This is a genomic window from Prosthecobacter fusiformis, from assembly GCF_004364345.1.
In the GTDB taxonomy this organism is placed as follows: Bacteria; Verrucomicrobiota; Verrucomicrobiia; order Verrucomicrobiales; family Verrucomicrobiaceae; genus Prosthecobacter; species Prosthecobacter fusiformis.
This window is the reverse complement of sequence record NZ_SOCA01000002.1, coordinates 366496-392697: the sequence shown is the minus strand read 5'-3', so window position 1 is coordinate 392697 and position 26202 is coordinate 366496. Positions and strand designations below refer to the sequence as shown.

Genomic DNA, 26202 nt, shown 5'->3' with positions numbered 1-26202 from the left:
CTTCCCTTATGAACATCGGCGTCCCCAAAGAAATCAAAGAGCAGGAACACCGGGTGGCCTTGACACCCTCGGCAGCTTATCAGCTCATCAAGCGTGGCCATCAGGTTCATGTGGAAGTGAATGCAGGCACTGGCGCTGGATTTTCAGATTCAGATTATGAAGCGGTGGGTGCCACACTGATCCATGATCATGCCGAGGTTTTTGCCAAGGCTGAGCTGATCATCAAAGTGAAAGAACCGCTGCCTGCTGAATATGCCCTGCTGCGTCCCGATCATCTTCTGTTCACCTATCTCCACCTCGCCGCTAATCGTCCGCTGACGGAAGCATTGATGCAGTCGGGTGCCACAGCCCTGGCCTATGAGACCATTGAGGTGAATCATCGCCTGCCCTTGCTGGAACCGATGAGCGAGATCGCCGGACGTATGTCGGTCGTGGTAGGTGGCTACTTCCTGGCGAAACATGCGGGTGGCAGCGGCACCCTGCTGGGCGGTGTTCCGGGTGTGCTGCCTGGCAAGGTCGTGGTCATTGGCGGCGGCGTAGCGGGCATCAATGCCGCCCGCATGGCCACCGGTCTGGGAGCGGATGTGACCATCCTGGAAGTGGACCTAGAGCGCATGCGTTTCCTGGATATCACCCTGCACACCGCCCACACACTTTACTCCAATGAAACGCATCTCATGGAGCTACTGCCGCAGGTGGATCTGCTGATCGGTGCCGTCCTTGTTCCCGGAGCGCGCGCGCCCAAGCTCATCAGCCGTGAGATGCTGCGCCGCATGCGTCCCGGCAGTGTCCTGGTGGACATCGCGGTGGACCAGGGCGGCTGCGCCGAAACAACGCGCCCGACCACTCACCATGATCCCATTTATGTGGAGGAAGGAGTGACGCATTACTGCGTGGCGAACATGCCCGGTGCCTATGCCCGCACCGCCACCCAGGCTCTCATCAATGTGACCCACCGTTACATCGAGCTGCTGGCTGATCACGGCCTAACTGAAGCCTGCCAGCGCCAGCCCGCCATCATTGGCGGCATTAACGTGATGGGGGGTACTCTTCACAATGAAGCGGTGGCCCACGCACATGGACTGCCCTTTACCCCCATCTCGTTCCCATGAAAGCCTACCCTGCATTTCAAGACCATCTCAATGCCCAGCTCGCCAGCGTTCGGGAAGCCGGTACGTTTAAGAATGAACGGGTCCTCAACACACGCCAGGGCAGCCAGGTAAAGGCGGATGGAGGGCGGGAAGTGATCAATCTGTGCGCGAACAACTATCTAGGCCTGGCTCAGCATCCGCAAGTTCGCCAAGCTGCCCATGAGGCGTTGGATCAATGGGGCTACGGCCTTGCCAGCGTGCGTTTTATTTGCGGCACGCAGGGTGTTCATAAAGCATTGGAAGCCAGCCTCAGCGACTTTCTCGGCACGGAGGACACCCTGCTTTACGGCTCCTGCTTTGATGCCAACGGTGGATTATTCGAAACCTTGTTAGGCCCTGAAGATGCCATCATCAGTGATGAACTGAACCACGCCTCCATCATTGACGGCATCCGCTTGTGCAAGGCGCAGCGCTATCGATACAAGAACAATGACATGGCGGATCTGGAAGCCCGCCTGATGGAAGCCTCTGCACAAGGTGCTCGATACAAGCTCATCGCCACCGATGGGGTCTTCTCGATGGATGGATACATCGCCAATCTCAAAGCCATCTGTGATCTCGCAGACAGGTACAATGCCCTGGTCATGGTGGATGATTCTCACGCAGTCGGCTTTATGGGCGCGCAAGGACGCGGGACGCATGAGCACTGCGGAGTGATGGACCGTGTGGATATCCTCACCGGCACCCTTGGCAAAGCACTCGGAGGTGCCAGCGGCGGATACACCAGCGGGCGCAAGGAGATCATCGAATGGCTGCGCCAGCGCTCACGCCCTTATCTGTTTTCCAACACCCTGGCTCCCGTCATAGCCGGAGCCTCGCTAGCGGCCATTGAACTGCTGAAGCATTCCACCGAATTGCGTGACACATTGGAGTCTAACACCTTGTATTTCCGAGAAGCCATGACGGCGACTGGTTTTAACCTTTTGCCAGGTCAGCATCCCATCGTGCCCATCATGCTGGGAGACGCAGCACTCGCCTCCCGGTTCGCAGAGGCCATGCTGCAACACGGCGTTTACGTCGTCGGATTCAGCTATCCGGTCGTGCCGATGGGCAAGGCGCGCATTCGCACACAGATCAGCGCAGCCCATACTGGGGCTGAGCTGGATGCTGCGATCGACGCCTTCAAGGTAGTGAAGCAAAAGCTTGGCGTGTGATCCGCTAGGGCCTGGATAAAATCGTTCCATCATCATCGGGCAAAAGTCGAAGGAAAGCCGCCCCCTAGCAAAACCTTTATCTCCTTCCAGTTAGCCCCTAACGGCTTGCATACACGCGCCAAAATTGTTTGCTGGGAGGATGACGGCTTCCCCCCAACCGCTCTACCGCATGATCGTGTGCGCATCCCTTGCCTGCTTGATGTCTTTTCCATCAAAGGCCGCGCCGTTCTATTGGGATGCGGACCCGGCGACATCCCTCAACCAAAATGGCAGCGGCACCTGGGTTGCTGGCGGAGACGCCGGCACTGCCAATTGGACCAGTAACAATGGCAGTCCTCAGGCAGTCTGGATCAATGGCGAGCACACGGCCAATCTTGGATCAGTCAATGGCTATACGAATGATGGCACAGGTGGCACCATCACTTTGGGAGAAAACATCACGGCTTATCGGATCGACAAAAGTAGCCGTGCCGGAGCCTACATTATCGATCCGGGAGCCGGTTACACGCTGACACTGACCGGAGCCACGGCTGGCTTTGGCAATAACAACACCAGTGCAGCCGCTGCGCTAACCATCAATGTCTCTGTGAATGGAGGCAGCAATGGCATCACCAAATTTAACAACGGCATGGTGATCCTGGCCGCAGACAACACCTGGTCTGGAGGAACCAGTATTTCCACCAATGCCGCGTCAGGTACAAGCAGTGTCTTGCAGATCGGCAATGGTGGAACCACAGGCACGCTGGGCAGTGGCGATGTCACTTTTTCCACCTTGTCTTCAGATCCGGGCACAGCTCAGACGGTACTGGCTTTCAACCGAAGCGACTCCGTGAGTCTGACTCAGAATCTGGTGAGTGGAACCTCCGATCCTAACAAAGGCATTTTACGCCAAGCAGGCACAGGCACACTCATCGTCGCCAGTGAGAACACCGGCTTCACGGGGCTTTTGCAAGTGACATCCGGCACCTTGCAAATCGGAAACGGAGCCACGGAAGGAAGTATGTCAACCGCTACAGGAGCAACGGTTTCCAGTGGTGCGACCCTGCGTTTTGATCGCACGGACACCAGCAGTTTTACAGGTGCCATCACCGGCGCAGGACGCCTTTTAAAAGCTGGGAGTGGGACTTTGATTCTATCTGGTACAGCCAGCACTTACAGCGGGGGTACCATCATTGAAGCCGGGGTGCTCCAGATCGCCAATGATGATGCCTTGCCCACGGGTACAACCGTCAGCTTTGTCGGCACCGGAACTCTGGATCTGAACACTTACGACCAGACCGTCGGCACGATCACTGTGGCCGATAACATGACAGGGACCATCATCGGCACGGGAAGTACACTGACCACAGGGGCCACAAATTTGGTGATTGGAGGTGCCACCGCAAATGCGAGCGCCACACTGAATATGTCTGGACTGGGCACGTTTATCTTTGATGGAGCCACCAATACGCTGGCCGTCGGTGGAACGCTCGTCACCTCCGCCGGAACCAGCCTCAACAGTGGCACGCTGATCCTTGCTCAAAACAACTTTATCACTGCGGCCACGGTCAATGTCAGCAACGTCAATGCGGGCGGGGGCAACCATGAGAATAGTGGAACACTGCTTCTTGGGCAGGCCAACACCATCACGGCAGGAAACTTTAATATTGGGGGTGCCTTTAAAAATCAGGGGTATGTGCGTTTCAACACAGGGGTCACCGGAGGGACCGTCACCCTACGGGGAACCAATGCCGAATCACGGATGGATATTCTCATAGGCATGCATGACTCCAACAGTGTGATTGTTGAGCAAAGTTACTTCGACAGCACAGCAGGCACACTGGATGCACTTGTGGGCACTTTAACACTGGGTGTGACCAGTAACCGAGGAAGACCGGGCCTGGGCCGTTTCAGCATGGGATTAGGCACACTGGATGCGACGACCATCATATTAGGCCAACGTCTCAGCAGTGCAGGTACCACCAGCGGACTTGGAGCCAGTCCAACTGGAACCCTGGATCTGAACGGAGGCCTCATCCTAGTGCGCAGCCTAATTTTCGCGGATAAAAAGGACACCGGCCTGCTGGGCACCGTGACTGGGATTTTCAATTTTATCAGCGGAACGTTGCGTGCTGAAACGCTGGAAGGTGGCGGAGGCAGTGCAGGCGTCAGTCGTCTCCTCAACTGGACTGCCGGCAGCATCGAGACTTATGACGCAAGCACCGACCTAACCATCAATGATGTCACCCTTAATCTGGTAGGCTCAGCCGAACGCGTTTTTAACGTCGCCACTGGCCGCACGATCACTGTCAGCGGGCCGATCAATAACGCAGGCACTCCGGCCCCAACATCAGCCTTCACCAAAACGGGTGCAGGCACACTCGTGCTCAGCGGAACTGGCAGTACTCATACAGGTAGCATCAATCTTCAGGAAGGCATTTTACGCACCACGGCAAATGATGTGCTCTCCGATGGAGCCAGCATCCATTTTACCGGCAGCACCACTCTGGATCTGCAAAACAACAGCGACACCATCTCCACCCTTGATGTAACCCTCGGCAGGACAGCCACCATTTTGGGGACAGGCGGCAGTCTCACTCTCACTGGCGGACCTGATTGGACTATCGGCGGGGATGCTGCGAATACCAACACCGTGCTGGACATGTCCGGACTCGGTAGTTTTACCTTCGACAGCAGTTCAGCCGACGTCAATTTCGGTGCCCAGGGTAACGTCGCGAATAACATTGTGACCGTTTATTTGGCGGCACAAAACAACATAATCACCGCCCGCAGTTTTGGCATTTCCAATGTGACGGCCAGTCCCACCACTGCGCAAAACGTAGGAACCGTTTATCTGGGACAAACTAACACCCTCAATGCGACGACCATCACGATCGGGAGCTTTAAAAGTCTAACGCGGTTGGAGTTTGACGCAGGAATCGTGAATGGCAGCCTGAAAATTCGGGCGACCAATGGTACGAGCCGGGCCAACATAATCGTGGGGCGTGGGCAAAGCAGTTCATTAGGAACCAATGCTCTGGTGGACCTCAGCAGTGGCAGCCTGGATGCATTGATCAGCACACTGACCATCGGCCAAAACGCTAACAGTGGCTCACAGGCATCTTCCACGACCGCCAGCATGCTGATGGGAACCGGCACACTCGACGCGGTGAATATCATCCTGGGAGAGATGAGCAGCACTTCAACCAATCCTAACTACAATGCCTCCGGAACATTGACTCTTGCCGGAGAAGGCACCATCAAGGTCGAAACCTTGACTTTTTCCAACCGCACCAGCAGCGGCAATGGCTTTGCGAATGGCACCTTCAATCTTGAAGCTGGTGTTTTGCAGGCTGAAACCGTCCAGCGGGGAGCAGCGCCCAAAGGCGCAGCCCTTTTTAATTGGAACGGCGGCAGTATTCAAAACTATGACAGTGACACGAACCTCACCATCACTGGGGTCAACCTGACGCTCAATGGCAGCGGCACCCGTAGTTTCGCGATATCAGCCGGACGTACCGCGACCGTAAATTCCAGCTTGGTGGATGGAAGTTCAGTCGGCCCAGCAGCATTCACCAAAACCGGAGCTGGCGCGCTACATCTGCTGGCAGCCAGCACTTATACCGGTCGTACGACCATTCAGGAAGGCATCCTCTTGGCAGGCAATAGCACCGGCTCAGCCACAGGGGACGGAGGCATTCAGATCCTGGCCAATGGCACGCTGGCAGGCACCGGTAGGCTGGCACCGCAAAACACGGCGGGCCTTGTTAATCAAGGCACTCTAAAAGCGGGCACACCAGGAGGCCTCAGCGCAGGTGCCTTAACCCTGGACTTGGGAGATACAACCGGTGGCCTAAACTCCACGGGCACCCTTTCCTTTGATCTCTTCACCAACGCCGGTGACAATAGTGGCATAGCCTCCGCAGCGGACCGTCTCATCATCACGGATGCTTTAGCTTCCGAGATCAACCTCACCGGCACACTCCACCTCGGACTGGGTGAAGGCAGCACCTTGACATCCGAAAGCTTCTCCGAGGGTGACCGCTGGCTTCTTGTGGATTGGAGCGGCCTTACGGGAGGACTCCCTGGAGTTAGCTTCAGCCAAATAAATTCTCCAGACATCAGTCTGCCGACCGAACTCAAATGGACTTATGAATTTGATACGACAGGCCTTTACGCAGTCGTCACCATCGTTCCAGAACCGGGACGGGCATTCCTGGTCAGCATCGGTTTGTGCTTGGGATTGCTGCGCCGCAGACGTGACCGCTAAGCGCAGCAAAAACGCTCCTGTCAAATCAGGCCATGGCCTTGCTTTCGCTGACGCATTCTTGACAGGCACCCGAATCCAGGATCAAAGACGCAGGACGGGCTTCATTGCATTTTTCGCACAGCCTGAAAAAACGGCGGTCTTTCAAAACTGCAAGCCGCGCCATCTCCACGTTTTCATCTAGAGCACGCACGGGGAGCATTCTACCAACCCCCTTCCATGTGATCTCCGGTGTATCAGACATCGGTTTCTTCACAACCATTGCCTGAACCCATTGGCCCAGACTGGTCTTTACAATTCGGGTGTATTTTTTGGCTATTTCGGCTTCTGTCATATGGGGGGATATGACAACAAGCACCAGGATTCGTGCCAAGCTAGGCAATTCACTGTCAACAGGCCACAAACGAGTCTAAACTTACCGTATTCAGACGCAGAACTTTGTTCTAAATCGAGGTATATACAAGCCTCCAGCGAGGCGCAGTGGGCCGTTGGAGCATCGCCAAGAGACTTGTATTCAACAGCAAAGCCAGACGCCTGAACATCAAGTGTCCAACGTCAAAGTTTCCGCCACATTCCTCCTTACAGTTTCTCATCACGATAAGAATTTCAGGGAAAGCGGCGGTGCCGCACTTGCAACGTCGGCACCATTTTCAAAACGAGGTGCCTTCAATGACCGCCATCTTTGAATTTCCACGTCAGCACCTGACCGTCTTTTTCCAAACGGCTGCGCAGCTTTTCATAATCCACCTTTTGCACCGGCAAGTCATCTTCGATAGCCATCACAGCGGCCGTCGCGGCACTTTGGCTCGTGACCATAAACACGGGCTCCATGCGCAGACTGCTGAATGCCGTATGGCTGCAACTAAGCGCAAAGGTCACAAAGAGGTTTTCGCATTCTGACTGCTTTGGCACAATGCAGTCGTAACCGATCTGATAGGGACCAAAACCATCCCGTCCTCCTGCGGTCTTGCCCTCGCGGATGACCACTCCATCTTTGACGATGCGGCGGATTTCATGAGTATCCGTTCCATAGCTGCCCAGGCTGACAGACTTCGGCGCGATCTCACGACCAAAGGTATGATGCTCGGTCAGGATCAGATCACTGACCATCCGTCTGGCTTCGCGTACGTAGATTTGGTGAGGCCAGCCGCCATTGTCGGTGAATTCGTCTTTGGGCAAACCGAAACGCTTCATGTCATTGCGCACCTTTTCCGGCACGCGTGAATCCGTAGCCAGAAAGTGCAGCAGGCCACGATGGTAGTTCTCATGTTCCTTGGCGATCTCGTCGCGCCGAGCGTAGCTGGCCTCCGGCCACTCATGGCTGGCCCCCGGCATGTTACCACCAAAGGTGGCGGTGTTAAAATCCCACTTCTGGTTAGGCAGGGCATCATGCTTGGAGAACCAGCGCAAGTCCATGTCATCCCCATTCGCCAAACAAGCTTCGATGAATCGGGCAACGATCTCGTAGCGCTTTGGATCATAATCAGACGGAGGGGTGATGGCGATGCTGTTGGCCGGGTCCACACTCAGGCAAAGACGGAAGCAATAAGCCTGCACGCCAGGGGCGGGCTCGCCCGGTTTACCTGGTTCCCCTTCCTGAATCAGCGGCAGCAGACCGCTCTTCGGATCACCTTTGACCACGTATGGATCCAGGGGGAAATCCCGATCCCACACCCCCTGCCCGCCTGTGACACGCCCTGTTTCACCTGGCTGTAAATGACCCGTACGCGGGATGTATTTTTCATCGTAGTAGATGCCATTGTAGGTTTCGCCATACTTCGCATTGCCCTCGCGCATGAGAGTATAGCTGACACCAGCCTTGGCCATCAGATCTCCCTCATAAGTGGTATCCAGGAACATCTTAGCGCGGAAGGTCGTACCCTCTTCGGTGATGAATTCTGTGATGCGCGCGCCACTCTTGATGACCTTGGCCAAGCGGGCTTTGAAATGCACCTTCACTCCGGCTTCTTCAGCCATTTGAGCATACACTTCCTCAGCCTTGTGAGGCTCAATCGCATACGCTCCACCTGTGGCGGGTCCGCCGCCTTTGGCGACAAAAGCCTTGTCCCAGGCGAGCACAATGCCCACGGTTGCCGCCAGCTTAGTAAAGTATTCCCGTGAAATGCCGCCGACACTGCGCGGATCACCAATATCCACAGCACTCAAACCGCCGGAGGTCATGCCGCCTAGGTGACGGCCAGGCTCCGCAATGACCACGCTTTTCCCCATTCGCGCCGCCTGCACAGCCGCAGCCACGCCACCACTGGTGCCGCCATAGATGCAAACATCAGCTTCAATTACTTCTGCGGCAAATGAAGCGGTAAAAGAAAATGCGATGCCAAGTGCAGCGACGCCAAAAGGACGGAGGTAGGAGCGAATCATGGTCAGATGTAAACAACGGAGGGCAAGAACCCAGCTTGCTGGTTACATCATCTAACCAGATTTCACTTCACAGCTGCATTCTTGAAGCAGTATAGGACTCCGTCATCCGCACCGAAAAGGATATAATCTCCCGCCACAGCCGGGGAGGTCTTGACCGCCGCACCGATTTCGTATTGCCACAGTTCCTTACCGTCCTTCAAATCCAGCGCATAGACGTATCCGTCGTCACTGCCAAAGAGTGCAGCTTTTCCTGCGCAAATGACTGCGCTGCTGTCGATGCGGTCCCGGCTCCGGTATTCCCAGAGCTTGGCTCCCGTCACACGATCAATGGCATGGAAACGTTTGTCGCGCCCGCCAACAAACACGGCCTTCTCCCAGATAGCCGGGCCAGCATAAAATTCAAATTCACGCTCCCCGTATTCCCACACGAGTGCGCCATCGGCCAGATTGTACGCCCCCACGCGATTGCCATAATGGGAGACATACACAATGCCGTCGGAAATGGCCACATTGTTACCGATGTAGGAGCCGACCTCAATCTGGCGCTTTTCTTCCCCGGTGGCCACATCATGCACATGCAGCACGCTGTCGCAGCCGCCGAAGACCACCATGCCATCACCCACGGCAGATCCTCCATTGATGTAGTAGCCGGTTTCTGCTGCCCATTCCTTCTTTCCTGTTTTCGCGTCCAGGCAATAAACATTGTAGTCGTAACTGCCGATGAGGATTTTCTGCACGCCGGTTTTCGGATCCGTCCAAGTATTCGAAGCAGCGTGGATCTCCGCATCGGTCTCGAACTTCCAAACCTCTGCCCCTGTTTCTGCATTCCAGGCATAGACAAAGCCGTCCTGACATCCGGCTACGACCAGATCCCCAGCAAACGAAGCGGCCCCGTCAAAAGCACCCTTTGCCGTCACCTCCCATTTCTTCTCGCCGGTAACCAGATCCAGGGCATAGAATTTTCCGTCTTTACACCCTGCATACGCCTTGCCCGCCCTCACCACCGCACTGCTGACGAGCATTTCCCCCTGCCCTTTGGGTTTATCCTGAAGCTTAAATTCCCAGGCAAGTTCCAGCGGAAAGCGGAGTTCCACAGGCGAAAGCCCCGTCATGGCTTCATTGCCCCGCGAGTGCACCCATTCTCCTGGGGTCTGAGCAACGGAGCTTAACGAAACCAGCGCCAGAAGAGCACAGACGCATGAAGAAAAGAAAGACGATTTCATCTGGGGCAGAAAAGAACTCATGAAACAAGATACGAACAAAACGTGGGTACATGGACGGATGTTCCGCAGGACCTGATCAAAATAGCCGAGCGGCCCCGATCAGGAGCCGCACACAAGCATCACTAAAAAGCCAGATGGCGGCCGAAATTCGGATCATTCGTCCACCCTAAAGTATTCCATTCACCGCCGGGACTCAATGTGCCACTTCCGCAGGGGCATCCAGTTCCTTCGGAGGAGAAAACGCCAGGAACAGCAGCAACGCCGCTGCCAAAGACATGCCTGTGGGCCAAAGGAAAAGCTCGTGGTAATTGACAACGCCGTCTGAGGTTAGATTCGCTCGTAGGGGAAAAAAAATCCATTTCGCAGCTAGGTCGCCAATACCCAGCACAAGTAGGTTGAAAAGTCCCTGGGCACTGGAGCGCACATCTTTTGGGAAAGCTGCATCAATGAAGATATAAAGCGTGGCAAAGAAGAATGCATAACAGATGCCGTGGAGAACCTGGACGAGAATGATCATTGTCTGGTTCTGAGGCATGAAGGCAAATACGGCAAAGCGTGCCGCGTGACCTAGAATACCCAGAATCATCGTTGTTTTCCAACCTAGGCGAGTAAGGAACCAGCCGAGAACCGCCATGGTCAGGATCTCCGAAATTTGGCCGATGCTCATCACAGGCATAATCCACTTTTGCTCAATGCCCACTGTGGAACTGCCCAGAAATCCGCCAGCCATCACAAAGTAGCCATTATGAATCGTAGAATCAATGAAGGTCACGACGAATAGCACTAACAAGAAGGGCTTCTTCAAAAACTTTAACGCACGCAACCATGCAAATCCACTCTGCCCCTCAGCAGCAGCTTTTGGTGGGGTATGAGGCAAACTCAAGCTGAATATAGCCAAAACCAGTGATGCGATGCCAGACACCAAAAAAATGCTGTCGCGTGCAGCAATGGCCTCAGCTCCTGCCTTATTTCCTAAAATGAAATACATCGGCACCGCAGCAAACATCCACCCAAAGGTGCCGCCCATGCGTACAAGGCCAAATTCCTTCTGTGCATTTTTAAGATGCGAAAAGGCAAGCGAGTTGGCCACTGACATCGTCGGTACAAACAAAAGGGAGTGAACCAACATCAGGCTAAAGAATAACGGAAAGTCTTTGACCCAATACAGTGCAAGTATGGCCAGTCCTCCCACGAGATGGCTAAAAGCCATAAACTTCTCCGCCGCGAAATTACGGTCAGCAAATTGGTTGCTGAAAAAAATGCCCAAGATGGAAGCGATAGCAAAGGCACTACCCACCAGCGCCACTTGTGTATCACTAAAACCTAGCCCTCCATCAACCACCGGCATCTCCATGTAATCCCAAATCAGTGGCAGCCAAGCCCCCCAGATGAAGAACTCCAGGACCATCATGACAAACAGTTTTTTGGCAGCGGGTGATTTCATATATCGGGGAGAGAGAAGGCGAGAATAGGGAGCGTAACAAACGCTGGCAAGACAGGATTCCTGGCAAAGCACATTGGTTTTCATAACCGGCAGCTTTTGAACCCGTTTGTCCAAGAGCACGCCGTCCTTGTCATTCGGCGTCAACTCGCTAAGAATCCCTCCCCGCTGGCCGTGTTTTCCAGACCGCCATGCTATCTGATCCTTTCCTTCACATGACCGCCGACACTCTCCCCATCGAACACACCGAAGAAACCAATGCCCGTATTCTAGCGGTCAGCGAGGACCGCGTGAAGGGATTCCATCAGCATCCTTTCCAATTCATCGCTGAAGAAAGCGGCCTTCCTTTTGATACCGTCGTTGAGCGCATTCGCGCCATGGTGAGCGGCGGAGTCATCCGCCGTGTGCGCCAGACCCTGCTGGCCAACAAGCTGGCCGAAGGCGCACTTGTGGCTTGGAAGGTGCCGAATGACAAGCTGGATGCCGCCTTTGACTTCATGTTCAAAGAGGATCCCTTCAGCGGCCACGTCGTGCTCCGATCCACGGATCGTGAAGTCAGCGGCAGTGAATACAAGCTGTGGACCACCCTCAAAGTCCCGCAGGGTATCGACATGCGAGAACATGCGGATGTGTTGAAGCGCCTAACCGGGGCTGAGGAATACCTGCTCATGCCTGCCCACGGCATCTTCGCCCTCGGCGTCGGCCATGTCCGTCGCAAGACCATGGAGCCAGGAGAAAAGGCTGACGAGCCTGCCAAGATGATGACCACCAACATCGCCGATCTGGACGAGGAGGAATGGAATGTCCTGCTGCATCTGAAGGGTGAGCTTTCCGTGGAAGAAATCGGCCCAGAACCCTGGGCAGGACGCGCCGAAGCCGCAGGCACCACGCTAGAGCGTTTCTGCGAAGTCGCCAAAAAACTGGACAAAAAAGGCGTTATTGGCCGCTTTTCCACCTTCCTGGAACATGTGAAGCCCAGCCAGACCGGTGTGCGTGTGACCCGTTTCAACGGCCTCTTCCATTGGAAAGTGCCAGACGGCATGCAGGAGCGTGGTGGTTCAGAAGTCGGCCGCCACACCATCATGACCCACTGTTACTGGCGCGAAGGCGGCCCCCGCTTTGGCAATGTGAACATCATGGGCGTGGTGCATGGCACCGACAAAGACCTCATCATGAAGCACAAGGCGGCCATTGATGACCACCTGGCCTCCATCGGCATGCCGGTGGAATACACCAACGTTTTCTGGGGTGGTCGCAGCGAGATCAAGCCTAGCGAGATCAGCCCCATCGTTTATCGGGAGTGGCATCAGAAGTGGGACAGCGTGCAGGGTCCGGTGATCTGATTTTGATTCCTATCGCATGGCGGTCAAAAAACCGCCTTGCGATGGAAAAGGAAGCTTTCTAAAAGCAGCACGCCAAGCAGGCTCCAGATGAGCAATTGCGGCCAGTTGCCAATTCCGCTGGAACTGGCAATCCGTGGCAATGCACTCGCAGGCACTCCCGTGGCTGCTTTTGCAGGCACATCCGTTTCCATCGCTGAACCCAGAATACTCGCCCCGGACCTGCCCTCGGCCGTTTGCCAGGCACCGATGCGCTGGATGGCCAGCAGCCCTGTGGGCACAGCTTCGGAGGCTTCCACGAATTGTGTACCGTTCCACTCCGTCCACTGAAGCAATCCCGTTTCCTCCAAGAGATCCCCGGGATGCTGCACTTTCAGTCCGGCGGTGGCCTCATTGTTTTCAGCACACCAGTAAAGTGCATTGCCCAGCATGAGAGGAAACGCAGGTAGCAATGCCAGTTGTTCCGACTTCGCCGGTGAAAAAGCACTCACCACCACCCTCTGTCCATTGGCTTCTCCTGCGGCTAAAACAGGCTCCGTTCCCGCCATCCATAACGGCTCAAACGAATTCCCCAAAGCCAGAACGCTGGTCTGAGTCATGGCCAAGCGGCTGGCCGAAACACGAAACAGCACGGGATGATCGGGCGCCACACTGCGGATACTGTCATGCGGCAGTCCAGCGCCCTGGAGCGGTTTCATTTGGACGGGGCCGGAGGATCGCACAGGATTCAGCGCGATGACAGGCCGGTCTGCGGGCCATTCAGGGGGCAGCCATTGCTCAAAGACATAGACGTCAGGTTTGTCCTTCATTGGCCAGGCGGCTGGCGTGCCTTTCAGCATTTCGATACGGCCCGCTTCGATCATGGAAGTCATGGCCAGTTCAGTAAACGGGTCCGGTTTATCCGCCACCCAGGCCACCACCAGCGGACGTGCATCTGGCAGCGGCGCAGCCACAGCATTGTCCCAGTTCAGGCAATCTCCGGCAGCCTTGAGACGGATCTCTGCACGCTGTCCACGCACTCCCTCCATAGGTAAAATCAGCGCACTGGATTTACCTGGCTCAAGCTCCAACTCACGCAACTGAGCCAGCCTGCCGCCCAAAGTGATTTCGAGAGTGGCCGTCACTTTGCCGGGATTCGCAGCGGCCGCACTCACCTGCACAAATCCTTCATATCGGTCTCTGGCCAAGGGTGCCGGACGGATGCGAAAACCCGTGATGCCGACATTCGACAGGTTAGGCAGAGCCACGCTGATGAATTCATAAGTCAGTCCTTCTTGATCTACCCAAGGAGTATCCCCCGCATGCCAGACCTGGGTCTTCGTTTCCAGTTCCGCCAGACGCCGCACGACGGTCAAGGCAGCATCCGGCCTCCCCTCCATCGGCAGTGGCAGGATTTCATCCAGAAGGCGTAGGCATTCACGCCGGTTACGATTTCGAGAAAGCAATACCTGCGCCTTCGCATCATAAGCGACCAAAGATACCACCACCTGATCAGGCAGGCGATTGAGGCGATCACGCAAAACCCGCCGGGCCTCTTCCACCCGCGTGCGACCCGTTTCATCGCTGGCCGACATGGAGGCTGAACGATCCACCACCACAATCACTGCCCCTGGGGAATCCTTGCCCTCATCTCCCACGGGGCGTCCCAAGGCGAGCACAGCGAACAGAATGACCAAGAGCGTCATGAGCAAAGACAGCCATTTTTTCAACCTGCGCAGCCAGGCTGACTCCCGATGCTCACGTGACAGGGACCGGAAGAAAAGCAGCGTGGAAACCGGCACCCGCCTCGCCTTTTTCCTGAACAGGTAAAGCGTCAGCGGAATGAGCGCCAACCAAGCCAGATGCAGGAAATGGGGGGTGAGGAAATGCATCTGGTTAGAATTGTATCCGATTCAAATCCCGTGAAGAATGGATAATGCGTACAACTTCGATTCCGCCGTCAATCTGACGGTGGAAAATGATGTATTTGCCAAAGGGAGAGCTACGGAGAGCCGGTGCAAGTTCAGGTCTGGATCTGCCCATGCCGTTGTGACTGGCCAAATGGGCAATCCTATCCCGAAGCTTGAACATAAAAAGATCAGCCTGCCGCACACTGTCATCGGCAATGTAGATCCAAACATCTCGCAAATCCTCCAAAGCAACTGGCGCATAAATAATCTCCGCCATACAGCTTAGTCAGATTTAGCTGCTACAGGGTTTTTATGCATTCCCTGAATGAAGGCATCCCAGTCAAAATCAGAAATGCCTTCGCCACGGTCCAACTGGTCCAGTCCCACCCGAATGTCGTTTCTCAACGCTTCCAGCTTTTGCAGTCCCTGAGAATCCAGTGTGGCTTCATTCAAAGGTGCCTGCTCCATGGCCTGGTACAACACATTGACCACAAAGTCCCCTTCATCAGTAAAGCGCCCGGAGCGCACAGCCTCCGAGACAAACGACTGTAGATCGTCCGGCAATGAAATCGCTAGCTGTGACATAGAAGAATTATAACAATGGATCGTCTATGGGTCAATCTCACACCCCTCCCGCCAGGGCGGTGCCTCGGTTCAAAAGATCGAGGAAGCGATCCTCAAACGGTTCTTCGGCACCGCATTGCATGAAGTCAATTCGATGGGCCGCGCACTCCCGGGCCAGGTTTTCACAAAAGGCGTCAAAGCTGTCCACGTAACGTTGGACATCACGGCGGGTCAGCCAAAAACGGCGCTTTTCGCCTGTTTCCACTTCAGCCAGCTCGACCTCCCCCTCCAGGGAGGGCTGCCTTTCTTCAGGGTGCAGGATCTGAACAAAATGGCACTCGCCAGGCCACGCAGCGGCACGCTTCACCGCTTCTGCGGCTGTATTCACATCCCGGCCAAAGAAGTCCGAAATGACAAAGATCACCCCGTAACGCTGGCGGGTGGGATGGAAATCCGTGAAGCCACGTTCCAGATCGGTAAATCCTCCATATTGCAGACGCGTGGCAGCCTGAATGATCTTTTCGATGTTCCCCTGCCCTCGCAACGGCGGCAGTTCCTGATGCACGGTTTCATTGAGCGAATACAGGCTCACCCGCTGCTGCCCTGCCAGTCCCAGATAGGCTAGCGCCACCGCAAAGCGCAAGGCCTGACGGCGCTTTTCACCATGAGGCTCCGCCATGGAGCCGCTGGTATCCACCAGGATGTGGAGATTCAGCTCCTGGGTCTCCTCATACAGCCTAACAAAAAGCTTATCCAGACGTGCGTACAGCCGCCAGTCGATGGCCCGGTAGTCCTCGCGCGGGGTGTAATGGCGATAGTCCTTGAACTCACGCGTAAAGCCCGTCGCCGGAGAGGATTGGGAGCCCCGCCGCATCAGGGACCTGCGTTTGCGCAGCCGAACGGCCAAAGAGCGCAACCGGTCCAGAAAGGCCGCATCGAAAAGGTCATCGCGGGCGAGTGTTTCGGAAGGCATGAGGGGGCGGAGTAAACGTCCACAGGACAGCCCTTTTATCCATCGGGACCGGCCTGAACACAAGCATTTACGTTTGGAGGAGAGGGAGCGCCCCGGAAATCCAGCATGCCGGGCAAAAGCGACCTTAAACTTCCCTGTTGACTCCAAGCAGCCGCCTGAGCACTGAGCACGTTCCCTTTCCCATGCCTCGCGAATACACCCTGCACACCGCCGCCCATGCAGCCCCCCGCATAGACTACAAAGCGGAGCTCAATGAGCAGCAGTATGCTGCCGTGACGGCCCCACCGGGACAGACGCTCGTCATCGCAGGGGCTGGCTCAGGGAAAACACGCACTCTGACCTATCGTGTAGCCTGGCTCCTGGACAATGGTGTGCTGCCAGACCAGATCCTGCTGCTCACCTTCACCAACAAAGCCGCACGGGAAATGCTGGAGCGGGTGACCTCCCTCGTCCCCCTCGATACACAACGGCTCTGGAGCGGTACCTTTCACAGCATCGGCAACAAGCTGCTGCGCTGGAATGCTGAACGCCTCGGCTACCGAAAAGGCTTCTCCATCATGGATCGCGAGGATCAGAAGGACCTCATGGAAACCGTCATCAGCAGCAGTGGCATCGACACAGCAGGCTTTCGCTTCCCCAAGGCCGAAGTGATCGGAGATATCTTCTCCATGGCGGACAATACCTGCATGCGGCTGGAGGAGATCATCCTGACCCGCTATCCTTATTTCGAAAAGATTGCCGATCAGATCATCCGCATCCGCAAGCTTTATCAGGACAAGAAGGTCGAAACCAACTGCATGGATTTCGACGACCTGCTCAGCCAATCCCTGCGACTGCTCAAAGAAAACGAGGATCTCCAGGAGCGTTACCGCAGCCAGTTTGAATTCGTCCTGGTGGATGAGTATCAGGATACCAACAGCCTGCAGTGCCAATTCATCGAAATGCTCACCGGCCGTGATGGCAATCTGATGGTCGTCGGGGATGACGCGCAGTCCATTTATTCCTGGCGCGGTGCGGATGTCAAAAACATCCTGGAATTCCACGATTACTGGCCCCGGGCCACCGTGCATAAAATTGAGGTCAATTATCGAAGTGTCCCTGAAGTGCTTGAACTGGCCAATGCCTCCATTGCCAACAATCGCGCTCAGATCCGCAAGAACCTGCTGCCTGCACGTCCACTGAAGGGTCAGCTTCCTGCCCTGGTGCCCTTGGACAATGGCAGCGCTCAGGCCTCATTCATCGCCCAGCGCATCCTCGAACTTCAAGATGAAGGCGTTGAGTTAAATGAAATCGCCGTGCTCTACCGCGCCCATTTCCACAGCATGGAAATCCAGATGGAGCTGACCAATCGCGGCATCCCATTCCAGATCACCAGCGGTCTGCGTTTCTTTGAGCAAGCGCATGTGAAAGACGTGGCCGCCTTCATGAAATTTGCCGTCAACAGGCGGGATGAAGTCAGCTTCATGCGCATGGTGAAGCTCATTCCCGGCATCGGCGGTGCCAGTGCCACCAAGGTCTGGAATGAGTGGCTTAAAACCGAAGCCTCCCAGTCCGAGGTGATGACTGGCAAATTTTCCGATCTGCTCATCCCCATGTCCGTGCCGAAGAAAGCCCGGGAAACCTGGGACCAGTTCGCCTATACCCTGGATGAACTCATTGTGGATGGAAAGGTAGCCACCCCGCCGGAGATGATCCGCAGCATTTATGACGGTGTGTACGAAGAGTACATGAAGTCCAAATTTAAAAACGCCGAGCAGCGCCAGCAGGACCTGGAGCAGCTCAGCAACTACAGTGTCCGATTCACTGATCCTTTGGAATTCCTCAGCCAGCTCTCCCTCCTCAGTGGCGTGGATACGGACAACAAGCCCGACCAGCAGGCCCAGGACCGGGATGCCGTCACACTGACAACCGCCCATCAGGCCAAAGGTCTAGAGTGGCACACCGTCTTTGCCGTCTGGATGGCGGATGGCATGTTCCCCCATGCACGCGCCATTGAGGAAAGCGACGCAGGTCTGGAGGAGGAGCGCCGCCTTTTCTACGTCACCGTCACGCGAGCCAAGGATGAGCTCTATCTGACCTATCCGCTCATCAACCACCAAGCCCGCGACGGAGACATCCTCATGAAACCCAGCCGCTTCATCACTGAAGTGCCCATGGAACTCATGGAGAAGTGGAACGTGCGCAGTGGCTGGTGATCTTATAAAGAGGTGAATACCTCAGCGGAAGACGATGCTGATGGTTTCCACTTTGGGCTTAGCTGCACGCAATTTTTTGTCCGTGCTAAGTATCTCTCGATCCCCGACCAGTGAATCATCCAACTCAGCATCACCCGTCCCAAAACGGATCCCCACTTTGGAGTCCAGCTTGCCATCTTTAAAATTGGCAAAGCCGCCGTAGTCCCAGCCGAAACCCAACACGATAAAAGGCGCACCATTGATCGCCTCCACCTCTTCGAGTGTCTGGCCCAGTTTCAGCCCGTTTTCGAACTTCCAGCCCTTGCCGATGACACGGATATCCCAGACTTCCTTTTCGTCTCCTTCAGGATTGAAGAGGATCTCCAGCTCCTTGTCGGTTCCCTCAAAAAGCTTGGCTCCCGGAAGCGTCTCCCCTTCCCCGACGCCAATGTCAGCCGCCTTCACCTGACCGCCTCCAAAAAGCGTCTTCAGGCCAAAAAGAGTGATGCCTTTTTCAATCGGCCCTACTCGCACACCAGGAACAATGGTCACATCATTCAGAGGGATTTCCTCCGACTTCACGGATGTGCAGAAAATCAACAAGAGGCAGATCAATGCGGGTACTCGCATAGCCTTATTATGCCTCCACTTTTCGTGAGCGGTCAATCTGGAACACGCGGATGTTTTGATACCTTTTTTCCCCATTGAAGGGGCAATGTTGGACAGCCGTTCAACCTCGGTTTACTGCCTGAGTATGACATTGGAAGCTGATGCCAACCTCCTCGAAGACGTACGTGAGCGTGCGCCCTATGACGCGGCCGACCTCCTGGAAACCCTGCCAGCTCCTGCTGGTGTAAGGGTACTGGAGGCGCTAAACCCGATGGTGGCCCAGCAGGTCCTTCATGAAATGACGGATGAGCACCGCTGTGCGATCATCGCTGCGGCCCCCATTGAAAAAGCCCGGCAGTGGATGCGCAACCGGGAATACCCGGAGGATTCCGTGGGTTGGCTGATGGAACCGCCGGTGGCAGTTTTCCGCCCCTCCATGACGGTGCGCGGCACCATTGAAGCGCTGCGAAAGCTGACCAAACGCGCTTTCATCACCTATGGTTATGTCACCGATGAATCCAACAAACTGCTGGGAGTGCTGGTTTTCCGTGACCTCATGCTAGGGAAACCGGAATCCCTGCTTTCCGAGGTGATGTATACGACCATCTTCGCCCTCCGGCCTGACATGGAACTCACGGAGGCCATGCAAAAAACGGTCAACCGCCACCTGCCAGTTTATCCTGTGTGTGATGCCGAGGGACGCCTGTTAGGACTTGTGCGCGGACAGAATCTTTTCGAAGCACGCGCCATCGAGATCAGCGCCCAGGCAGGTACCATGATGGGGGTGAATGATGAGGAACGCCTCAGTACCCCGGTCATGCACAGTCTGAAATTCCGCCATCCATGGCTCCAGATCAATCTGGTCACCGCCTTCCTAGCTGCCGGTGTCGTCGGGTACTTTGAATCCACGCTGGACCGGCTCGTCCTGCTCGCGGCTTTTTTACCTGTGCTGGCGGGTCAATCGGGGAATACAGGTTGTCAGGCCCTGGCCGTGGCCTTGCGCGGCATGACTCTGGGAGACCTGAAGGATGGCGATGAACGCCGACTGGTCATTAAAGAAGGGACTTTGGGCCTTCTAAACGGAATGCTGGTCGGCCTCACAGCCGGCATCGCCATGTTTATTTATGCCCGCATGCTGGGGAATCCAAGCGCGATCATGCTCGGCATCGTGGTCCTGCTTTCGATGATCGCCAGTTGCATCGTCAGCGGACTCTGCGGAGCCCTCATCCCCCTCGCCTTGCGGAAGCTGGGTGCAGACCCTGCCACCGCTTCCAGCATCTTTCTCACCACCGCCACGGATGTGGTCAGCATGGGCGTCTTCCTGGGACTGGCCACCATCCTGGTGTAGAAGCAAACCCACACCGCCAGGATCAGGCGGCAGTCGTCGTCGTGGCCGTTTCTGTGGCTCCAGACTTGTTATGATTGCCGTTGCTGCTGGCGTTTTCGGTCAGTGCAGTGCCATTACCGCCAGTTCCTGGGCCGATGAGCTTGCGGAAGATCTTTTGCGGAAAGGACATGCCTTTTTCCTCAGTCTCCATCTGTGAAAGAGCCTGGGATTTGGCCATTTCCCACGCTGGAGCGAATCCTGGCGCATTGATGAGCATGTGTTTTTCCGCCCGGGCCAGCACTTCCAGCTCACGCTGGAGTTTGTTGTCAGGCCGCTCATTGAGACGATTCACCTGGATACGCAGATGCTCGTTTTCCTGGGAAAGACGGGCCCGCTCCTTGTTGGTATCCTGCAACTGCTTGGCATCCAATTCCAGTTTGTCACTGAGATGGGATTTATAACGCTTGAACTCACCTTTGGTCTTCCAGTGGCTGAAATAGGCCATGACTAAAAAGACGGAACCCAGGGCAAAGCCCATAACAAAGGTGTTCAGAGGACTTTCGAAAATTTCGAGCATAACAGGATGGGGGATTCTAGAACGATAGCCGAAAACGGCGTTTTGTCGTTCACATTATTAATCGTGGAGGAAGGTCTGCCTGCGTGCAAACTTCTCATGCGAGCAGTTCGGCGACTGCGGCGTCCAGGGTCGCGGTGTCCTTGATGGAGATGACTTTCACCGATTTATCAATTTTCCCCATCAGACCCGCCAGGGTGGCATCAGGTCCGAGTTCAATGAACAGAGTATGCCCTTCCGCAATGAGATGCTGCATGGATTCCACCCAGCGGACACTGCCCGTGACCTGAGCGGTGAGGGTGGCGCGGATCTCCTCCGGGCGAATCACGGTGCGAGCTTCGAAATTGCACACGACAGGCACAGCGGGACTGACAATCGTGGCTGCCTCCAAGGCAATAGCCAGTTTGTCCTGAGCGCCTTTCATCAGACGACTGTGATAGGCGCCAGCCACAGGCAGGGGAATGGCACGCTTGATCCCTTTATCCTTGGACTTGGCGGCGGCCGCTTCGATTTCTTCCACACTGCCGCTGAGGACGATCTGCCCAGGTGCATTCAAATTGGCCACATCCACATCACATTCCGCAGCCAGTTCACGAATGGCAGTCTCCTCACCACCAATCATGGCCAGCATCGCTCCGCGGGTGGTCTCGCAGGCCTCTTCCATAAAGCTGCCGCGCTGAAAAACCAGATTCAATCCCGTAGCAAAATCAAAGGTCCCTGCTGCCGCATGGGCCGTAAATTCCCCCAGGGAGAGCCCCGCCGTGGCGGTGAATTCCAGGTCTGGCACCTTGGACTTCAGGACCTCCAGAAGAGCTAAACCGTGAGTATAAAGAGCAGGCTGGCAGCGGCTGGTTTTCGTCAGCTCCTCCATGGGACCTTCAAACATGATCTGGCTCAACGGATAGCCGATGGCCGCGTCCGCCTGTTCCAGCATGGCACGGACAGCGGGATACGCTTCGGCGAGGTCTTTACCCATGCCTACTTTTTGGGCACCCTGACCGGCGAAGAGGAGAACGGCTTGTTTTGGCATCTTGAGAGGATCTGTTTCGAATTCTGTTTCTAAAAGTGAGATCGTGACAGTGGCGGAAAACTGAATCCTGAAAACTGAAAATTGCACTCAGTGCCCCAGTAAACTGCGAATCTCAGCCTCGCTTTCCCGCACGGCTGCCGCCAGGAGTTCCTCAGCACGCGCAATGGCCTCCGCCAGAGGCATGTCCGCCGGTTTGGTGGCACGAGTGAAATCAAATTGAGCCTGTAGTTCCGAGCTGTCTTCGACTGCACCGGCAAAAGCGGCGACTTTTTTACCCAAGCGCCGAGCCATCTGCGCAATGCCCACGGGGCCTTTTCCATGCAAGGTCTGCGCGTCCAGCCTGCCTTCCCCAGTGATGACCAAGTCAGCCTGAGTCACACGCTCTTCCAGGCCGATTTGTTCCGCAACAAGGTCAAATCCGTTGGTCAGTTGTGCTCCACAAAAAGCCATCAGTCCCCAGCCAAGCCCACCGGCTGCCCCTGCCCCGGGAATTTCACGCGGGTCCTGCCCCAGATCCTTTGCCACCAAATCAGCCAAATGCGTCAGGCGCTCCTCGAACCACGCTGTCTCTTTGACACCTTTCTGTGCTCCATAAACCTGAGTGGCCCCTTTGACCCCCAGCAGCGGATTATCCACATCACAGGCCACCAGGATGGGACAGAAAACGGGAGGCTTATCTGACCCCGCCCATTTCACTTTTGTCATGCGCAAAACTTCATCCAGCACGGGCTTCACCCGATTCCCAGCTTCATCCAAAAACTGGTAGCCTAATGCAGCTGCCATGCCGAGACCTGCATCGTTGGTGGCACTGCCACCGATGCCAATGACGATGCGCGTGGCGGCCTGTTCCAGCGCATGTTTCAACATGAGACCGGTCCCATAAGTGCTGGCCGTGTGCGGGTTTAAAGACAGATCATTGACCAGAGCTAAACCGCTGGCCGCACTCATTTCCATCACCGCCTGCCCTGCGCACCAGCCATAACTCGCCTGCCGTGGCCGGGACTGCGCATCTAGGGTGTCTATCTTGATCCAGGCTCCATCCAGGGCTGTGACCATCGCTTCCGTCGTACCTTCGCCACCGTCCGCAATCGGGCAGAGATCACATTCGATTCCGGGAATAGTCTCCTCTAAAATTCGCGAGATCGTCTGCGCCACCTGCGTGGCGGTGAGGGATCCTTTGTATTTATCGCTGGCAATGAGTACTCGCATCGGCTCACGCTAGCGTTGACTGCCAACGGGGCAACTCCGGGTGCTGATTCAGAACGATGATAAAAACGAGCCCTTTTTCTACTGTCAGAGTTTGACGACAGTGACTTCGTCGTGGCCAAGCGCGAATCTCATTCTATCTTCTCCCACTCAGCCTTCACATGAAGAACTTTCCCACCGCCTTTCAGCGCAGTTCCCTGTGGACGGCCATCACGGCTCTTTCCATCACCGTTGTTGGAGCCCTGGCCATTGGCTTCATCTACTTAGTGACTCAGGTCATCGGTTTCCTTCAGCCCATTTTGATGCCTTTTGCCGTGGCAGGTGTGCTGGCTTATCTACTGGACCCAGGGGTGGCATGGCTAGAAAAACGCGGCCTGAAGCGGCGACCAGCCGTGCTGATTATCTTTGCCGCCTTTACCTTGGCTTTGGCGGGTTTAGGCTGGTGGATTCTTCCGAAGATCGGAGAACAGACGTCCAATTTGGCGAAAAAAGTGCCCGGCTATACGGTCAAAGCCCGCACCGCAGTCCTGGACTTCGCCACACGCATGGAACGGGATTATGGCATTCCCCTGCCCGCTCCGATTGCCGAAGTGATTCATGAAACCACCAAGGCACCCGCCGCCACGGCGGTTCCTGATGCGACTGCCGTTACTCCTGAAGCACCTCCCACCATCGCCGCCGCCACTGGCACCACTTCTGAATCGCCACCTGATACGACGACCGAACCAGCAGCGGAAAGTTCATTTGATTTCGACCTCCGTGCCCTCCTCAGCGGAGAATGGGTCAAGACCACGCTTCCGACATTATTGGGCAATGGATGGAATTTCATCAAGTCCACCTTTGGCGGTTTCCTGGGCGTTTTCGGCTTTCTCCTCTCTCTCATTATTGTGCCCTTGTATCTCTATTACTTCCTGATTGAGAGCGTCAAGATCAAGGCTCAATGGTCCGACTATCTACCCCTGCGTGCCAGTGCATTTAAAGATGAAGTGGTCTCCTGTCTCAATGAGATCAACCGTTATCTCATCGCCTTTTTCCGTGGCCAGCTTTTTGTCAGCGTAATAAATGGCATCGCCACGGGAGCTGGACTGATGATCATCGGTCTGGACTTTGGACTGCTGATTGGCTTGGCTCTGTGCGTGGCCGGAATCATTCCTTATTTAGGCATCGCCCTGTGCTGGATCCCGGCGGTCATCATTGGCGCGGTGCAAAACGGCAGCGCTCTTATCCCCGGAGACCCTTGGTGGGCCATGCCTTTGGCCGTCTCCGTGATCTTCATCCTCGTGCAGCAAATTGACGCTCTTTTCATCACACCCCGCATCGTCGGGGAGGCGGTCGGACTACATCCGATGACCGTCATCGCCAGCGTCCTCGTCTGGACACTTCTGTTAGGCGGGCTTCTGGGTGCCATCCTCGCTGTACCTCTCACGGCCAGTTTGAAGGTGCTGTTCCAGCGCTACATCTGGCGGGCACGCATCGCACCCCGAACAATCGGCGGCGCCCGACAGGTCGTTTGACGGAGCGGACGATCTGTCCGCCCCATCCAGCCATTAACTCCGCAATGCTGTTCGTTAGGCCAGCACTTTACCGGCCACTTTCATCGTGTCCGCCTGGCGTTGCCTCACAAAATCCATGGCCTTTTTAACCTTGGCCAGCGCCGCAGGGTAATCCTTGTCAATGGTCATGACGGTCTGGAAAAGCGCCTCCGCAGGAGTGGCGTCGAACTCCAGCAACCATTCCTTCAGACCGATGTCTTCAAACATCCAGCACTTCAGTCCGTGGAACTCGGAGAAGGCATGAATAATGGGTGTGCCGTTAGCCAGCGCAATGATGGGAGAATGCGGCTCATGACAGACGACCGTATGAGCACGGGCAAAGACGGAAGCCGCCTCATCCGCATTCCAAAAGTATTCCAGGTTCACCACCTGCTTTTGAATCTCCGGAGGCAGTGGATCGAAGATCAATCGTTTGTTATGCCCCATCTCCTTGAAGGTCTCCGGTGCGATGAGAACTTTGTTTCCTGTCGTCTGAACCCATTTCGTGATCAGTTCACGAAAGACGCCCGCGCGGCGTTCATCATCGGCCACCTGTTCCGGTGTGGGATGCAGGGGATTGAGCTTTTGCGGCCGGTTGTCATCCACTCCCGGTGCTTTTGGAGTATTTGTGCGCAGCAGCACGGTGATAAATTTGCGATCTTCTAGGCCCAGCTTTTTCATCGTCGCCAGCCCGCGTTCTTCATCCAGTACATCAATGCCGAAACATCCATCTGGACCAAATTCCAGCACCGGACATTTGACCCCTGCCTTTTGCAGCATCTTCAAAGTGCGGCTTTCCCGAGTGTAGATGAATGACGCCGCATTCAGCAGAGCCATGTTTTCCGGTCCATTTGCGCCAGTGACCATGGTTTCAAAATAGGATTGCCCATAGACTCCGTACGGCTTGTCCAGTTCCTTGCAGTACTTCATCCATGCAGTGTCCTGCCCCATCCCGGAATTACGAATAAACAGATCACAGCGGCCAATGGCAGCGCGCAGCGCTTCATCCTGCGGTGATTTGCCTGCCAGATCTCCCTGGAGAAGCACCACCTTTGGGAAGCGGGCTTTCAGCATGGCGGTCACGCGCTCATCCAGCTTCCTCGCCCACACGATGACGTTCACTTCGGGCAGGTGCTGCTCCAGGATGTGCAAGGTACCAGGCGTATGGCCGATGTCTCCAATATTGACGGTATCCCAAGCGGACATCAGCAGGACGGTTTTAGCTTTGCCATCGGCAGCGAGAAGAGAGCCGCCTAGCGCGGCGGTCACAGCAGAAATAAAAGAGCGGCGTGTGGTCATGGTAGGTAGCCTAGAATAAGGCGGTATCCTGTTCCGTTTGGACAGAAATTGGTAGAAGGCAAACGAAGATGCTGACGAAGCCGCCTCC

Annotated in this window: 20 protein-coding genes; 7 read left to right on the top strand and 13 right to left on the bottom strand. The window is 55.6% G+C overall.

Annotated features, from left to right (window positions below):
* Nucleotides 1–8 precede the first annotated feature (8 nt).
* The 3 genes from ald to EI77_RS07495 all read left to right on the top strand — a co-directional run bounded on the left by ald (nucleotide 9) and on the right by EI77_RS07495 (nucleotide 6554).
* The gene (gene ald / locus EI77_RS07505; protein WP_133794274.1) at nucleotides 9–1112 is read left to right on the top strand and encodes an alanine dehydrogenase; all 1104 of its coding nucleotides are present in this window, start codon (nucleotides 9–11) and stop codon (nucleotides 1110–1112) included.
* On the top strand, nucleotides 1109–2305 hold the full coding sequence (locus EI77_RS07500) for a glycine C-acetyltransferase (RefSeq protein ID WP_133794272.1): 1197 nt from the start codon (nucleotides 1109–1111) through the stop codon (nucleotides 2303–2305). Before ald ends, EI77_RS07500 begins: the two co-directional genes overlap by 4 nt.
* A 199-nt stretch (nucleotides 2306–2504) precedes the next feature.
* The gene (locus EI77_RS07495; protein ID WP_166647103.1) at nucleotides 2505–6554 is read left to right on the top strand and encodes a beta strand repeat-containing protein; all 4050 of its coding nucleotides are present in this window, start codon (nucleotides 2505–2507) and stop codon (nucleotides 6552–6554) included.
* Between the two features lie 25 nt (nucleotides 6555–6579).
* On the opposite strand, the gene EI77_RS07490 is transcribed toward EI77_RS07495, so the two are convergent.
* From EI77_RS07490 to EI77_RS07475, 4 genes are all read right to left on the bottom strand, one after another.
* Nucleotides 6580–6924 carry a hypothetical protein gene (locus EI77_RS07490; protein ID WP_166647102.1) on the bottom strand — a complete coding sequence of 115 codons (345 nt, stop codon included), beginning with the start codon at nucleotides 6922–6924 and terminating at the stop codon, nucleotides 6580–6582.
* A 293-nt stretch (nucleotides 6925–7217) separates the two neighbouring features.
* The gene (locus EI77_RS07485) at nucleotides 7218–8933 is read right to left on the bottom strand and encodes an FAD-dependent oxidoreductase (RefSeq protein WP_133794266.1); all 1716 of its coding nucleotides are present in this window, start codon (nucleotides 8931–8933) and stop codon (nucleotides 7218–7220) included.
* Nucleotides 8934–8995: 62 nt separating this feature from the next.
* Nucleotides 8996–10177: an outer membrane protein assembly factor BamB family protein gene (locus tag EI77_RS07480; RefSeq protein WP_133794263.1), complete on the bottom strand. Its 1182-nt coding sequence runs from the start codon at nucleotides 10175–10177 to the stop codon at nucleotides 8996–8998.
* A gap of 172 nt (nucleotides 10178–10349) precedes the next feature.
* Nucleotides 10350–11600, bottom strand: coding sequence for an MFS transporter (locus EI77_RS07475; protein WP_133794261.1), 1251 nt, complete (start codon nucleotides 11598–11600; stop codon nucleotides 10350–10352).
* Between the two features lie 212 nt (nucleotides 11601–11812).
* Between EI77_RS07475 and EI77_RS07470 the strand changes: the two genes are divergently transcribed.
* Nucleotides 11813–12940: an Lrp/AsnC family transcriptional regulator gene (locus EI77_RS07470; RefSeq protein WP_133794259.1), complete on the top strand. Its 1128-nt coding sequence runs from the start codon at nucleotides 11813–11815 to the stop codon at nucleotides 12938–12940.
* A 23-nt stretch (nucleotides 12941–12963) separates the two neighbouring features.
* On the opposite strand, the gene EI77_RS07465 is transcribed toward EI77_RS07470, so the two are convergent.
* The 4 genes from EI77_RS07465 to EI77_RS07450 are packed head-to-tail and all read right to left on the bottom strand — an operon-like array spanning nucleotide 12964 to nucleotide 16363.
* Complete coding sequence (locus tag EI77_RS07465; RefSeq protein ID WP_133794257.1) at nucleotides 12964–14808, bottom strand: vWA domain-containing protein; 1845 nt, start codon at nucleotides 14806–14808, stop codon at nucleotides 12964–12966.
* Between the two features lie 4 nt (nucleotides 14809–14812).
* Nucleotides 14813–15103 carry a type II toxin-antitoxin system RelE/ParE family toxin gene (locus EI77_RS07460; RefSeq protein WP_133794255.1) on the bottom strand — a complete coding sequence of 97 codons (291 nt, stop codon included), beginning with the start codon at nucleotides 15101–15103 and terminating at the stop codon, nucleotides 14813–14815.
* Nucleotides 15104–15108: 5 nt separating this feature from the next.
* Entirely contained in the window at nucleotides 15109–15411 is a 303-nt protein-coding gene (locus EI77_RS07455) for a ribbon-helix-helix domain-containing protein (protein WP_133794253.1), read from the bottom strand.
* A gap of 37 nt (nucleotides 15412–15448) precedes the next feature.
* Entirely contained in the window at nucleotides 15449–16363 is a 915-nt protein-coding gene (locus tag EI77_RS07450; RefSeq protein WP_133794251.1) for a DUF58 domain-containing protein, read from the bottom strand.
* Nucleotides 16364–16545: 182 nt separating this feature from the next.
* Here EI77_RS07450 and EI77_RS07445 point away from each other — a divergent pair, with 182 nt between their 5' ends.
* Nucleotides 16546–18558 (top strand): ATP-dependent helicase, encoded by a 2013-nt coding sequence (locus EI77_RS07445; RefSeq protein WP_133794249.1) that lies wholly within the window; start codon nucleotides 16546–16548, stop codon nucleotides 18556–18558.
* A gap of 21 nt (nucleotides 18559–18579) precedes the next feature.
* Here the strand turns inward: EI77_RS07445 and EI77_RS07440 are convergent, their stop codons facing one another.
* Complete coding sequence (locus tag EI77_RS07440; RefSeq protein WP_133794247.1) at nucleotides 18580–19167, bottom strand: hypothetical protein; 588 nt, start codon at nucleotides 19165–19167, stop codon at nucleotides 18580–18582.
* Between the two features lie 124 nt (nucleotides 19168–19291).
* Here EI77_RS07440 and EI77_RS07435 point away from each other — a divergent pair, with 124 nt between their 5' ends.
* Nucleotides 19292–20494 (top strand): magnesium transporter, encoded by a 1203-nt coding sequence (locus EI77_RS07435; RefSeq protein WP_133794245.1) that lies wholly within the window; start codon nucleotides 19292–19294, stop codon nucleotides 20492–20494.
* Nucleotides 20495–20516: 22 nt separating this feature from the next.
* Here EI77_RS07435 and EI77_RS07430 read toward each other — a convergent pair whose 3' ends face one another.
* The 3 genes from EI77_RS07430 to EI77_RS07420 all read right to left on the bottom strand — a co-directional run bounded on the left by EI77_RS07430 (nucleotide 20517) and on the right by EI77_RS07420 (nucleotide 23286).
* Nucleotides 20517–21050: a hypothetical protein gene (locus EI77_RS07430; RefSeq protein ID WP_133794243.1), complete on the bottom strand. Its 534-nt coding sequence runs from the start codon at nucleotides 21048–21050 to the stop codon at nucleotides 20517–20519.
* Nucleotides 21051–21144: 94 nt separating this feature from the next.
* Nucleotides 21145–22077 carry an ACP S-malonyltransferase gene (gene fabD / locus EI77_RS07425; protein WP_133794241.1) on the bottom strand — a complete coding sequence of 311 codons (933 nt, stop codon included), beginning with the start codon at nucleotides 22075–22077 and terminating at the stop codon, nucleotides 21145–21147.
* An 87-nt stretch (nucleotides 22078–22164) separates the two neighbouring features.
* Nucleotides 22165–23286 (bottom strand): glycerate kinase, encoded by a 1122-nt coding sequence (locus tag EI77_RS07420; protein WP_133794239.1) that lies wholly within the window; start codon nucleotides 23284–23286, stop codon nucleotides 22165–22167.
* Nucleotides 23287–23444: 158 nt separating this feature from the next.
* On the opposite strand from EI77_RS07420, the gene EI77_RS07415 reads away from it, so the two are divergent.
* Nucleotides 23445–24797 (top strand): AI-2E family transporter, encoded by a 1353-nt coding sequence (locus EI77_RS07415; RefSeq protein WP_133794237.1) that lies wholly within the window; start codon nucleotides 23445–23447, stop codon nucleotides 24795–24797.
* A gap of 54 nt (nucleotides 24798–24851) precedes the next feature.
* On the opposite strand, the gene EI77_RS07410 is transcribed toward EI77_RS07415, so the two are convergent.
* Nucleotides 24852–26114, bottom strand: coding sequence for a polysaccharide pyruvyl transferase family protein (locus EI77_RS07410; RefSeq protein ID WP_133794235.1), 1263 nt, complete (start codon nucleotides 26112–26114; stop codon nucleotides 24852–24854).
* Nucleotides 26115–26202 lie beyond the last annotated feature (88 nt).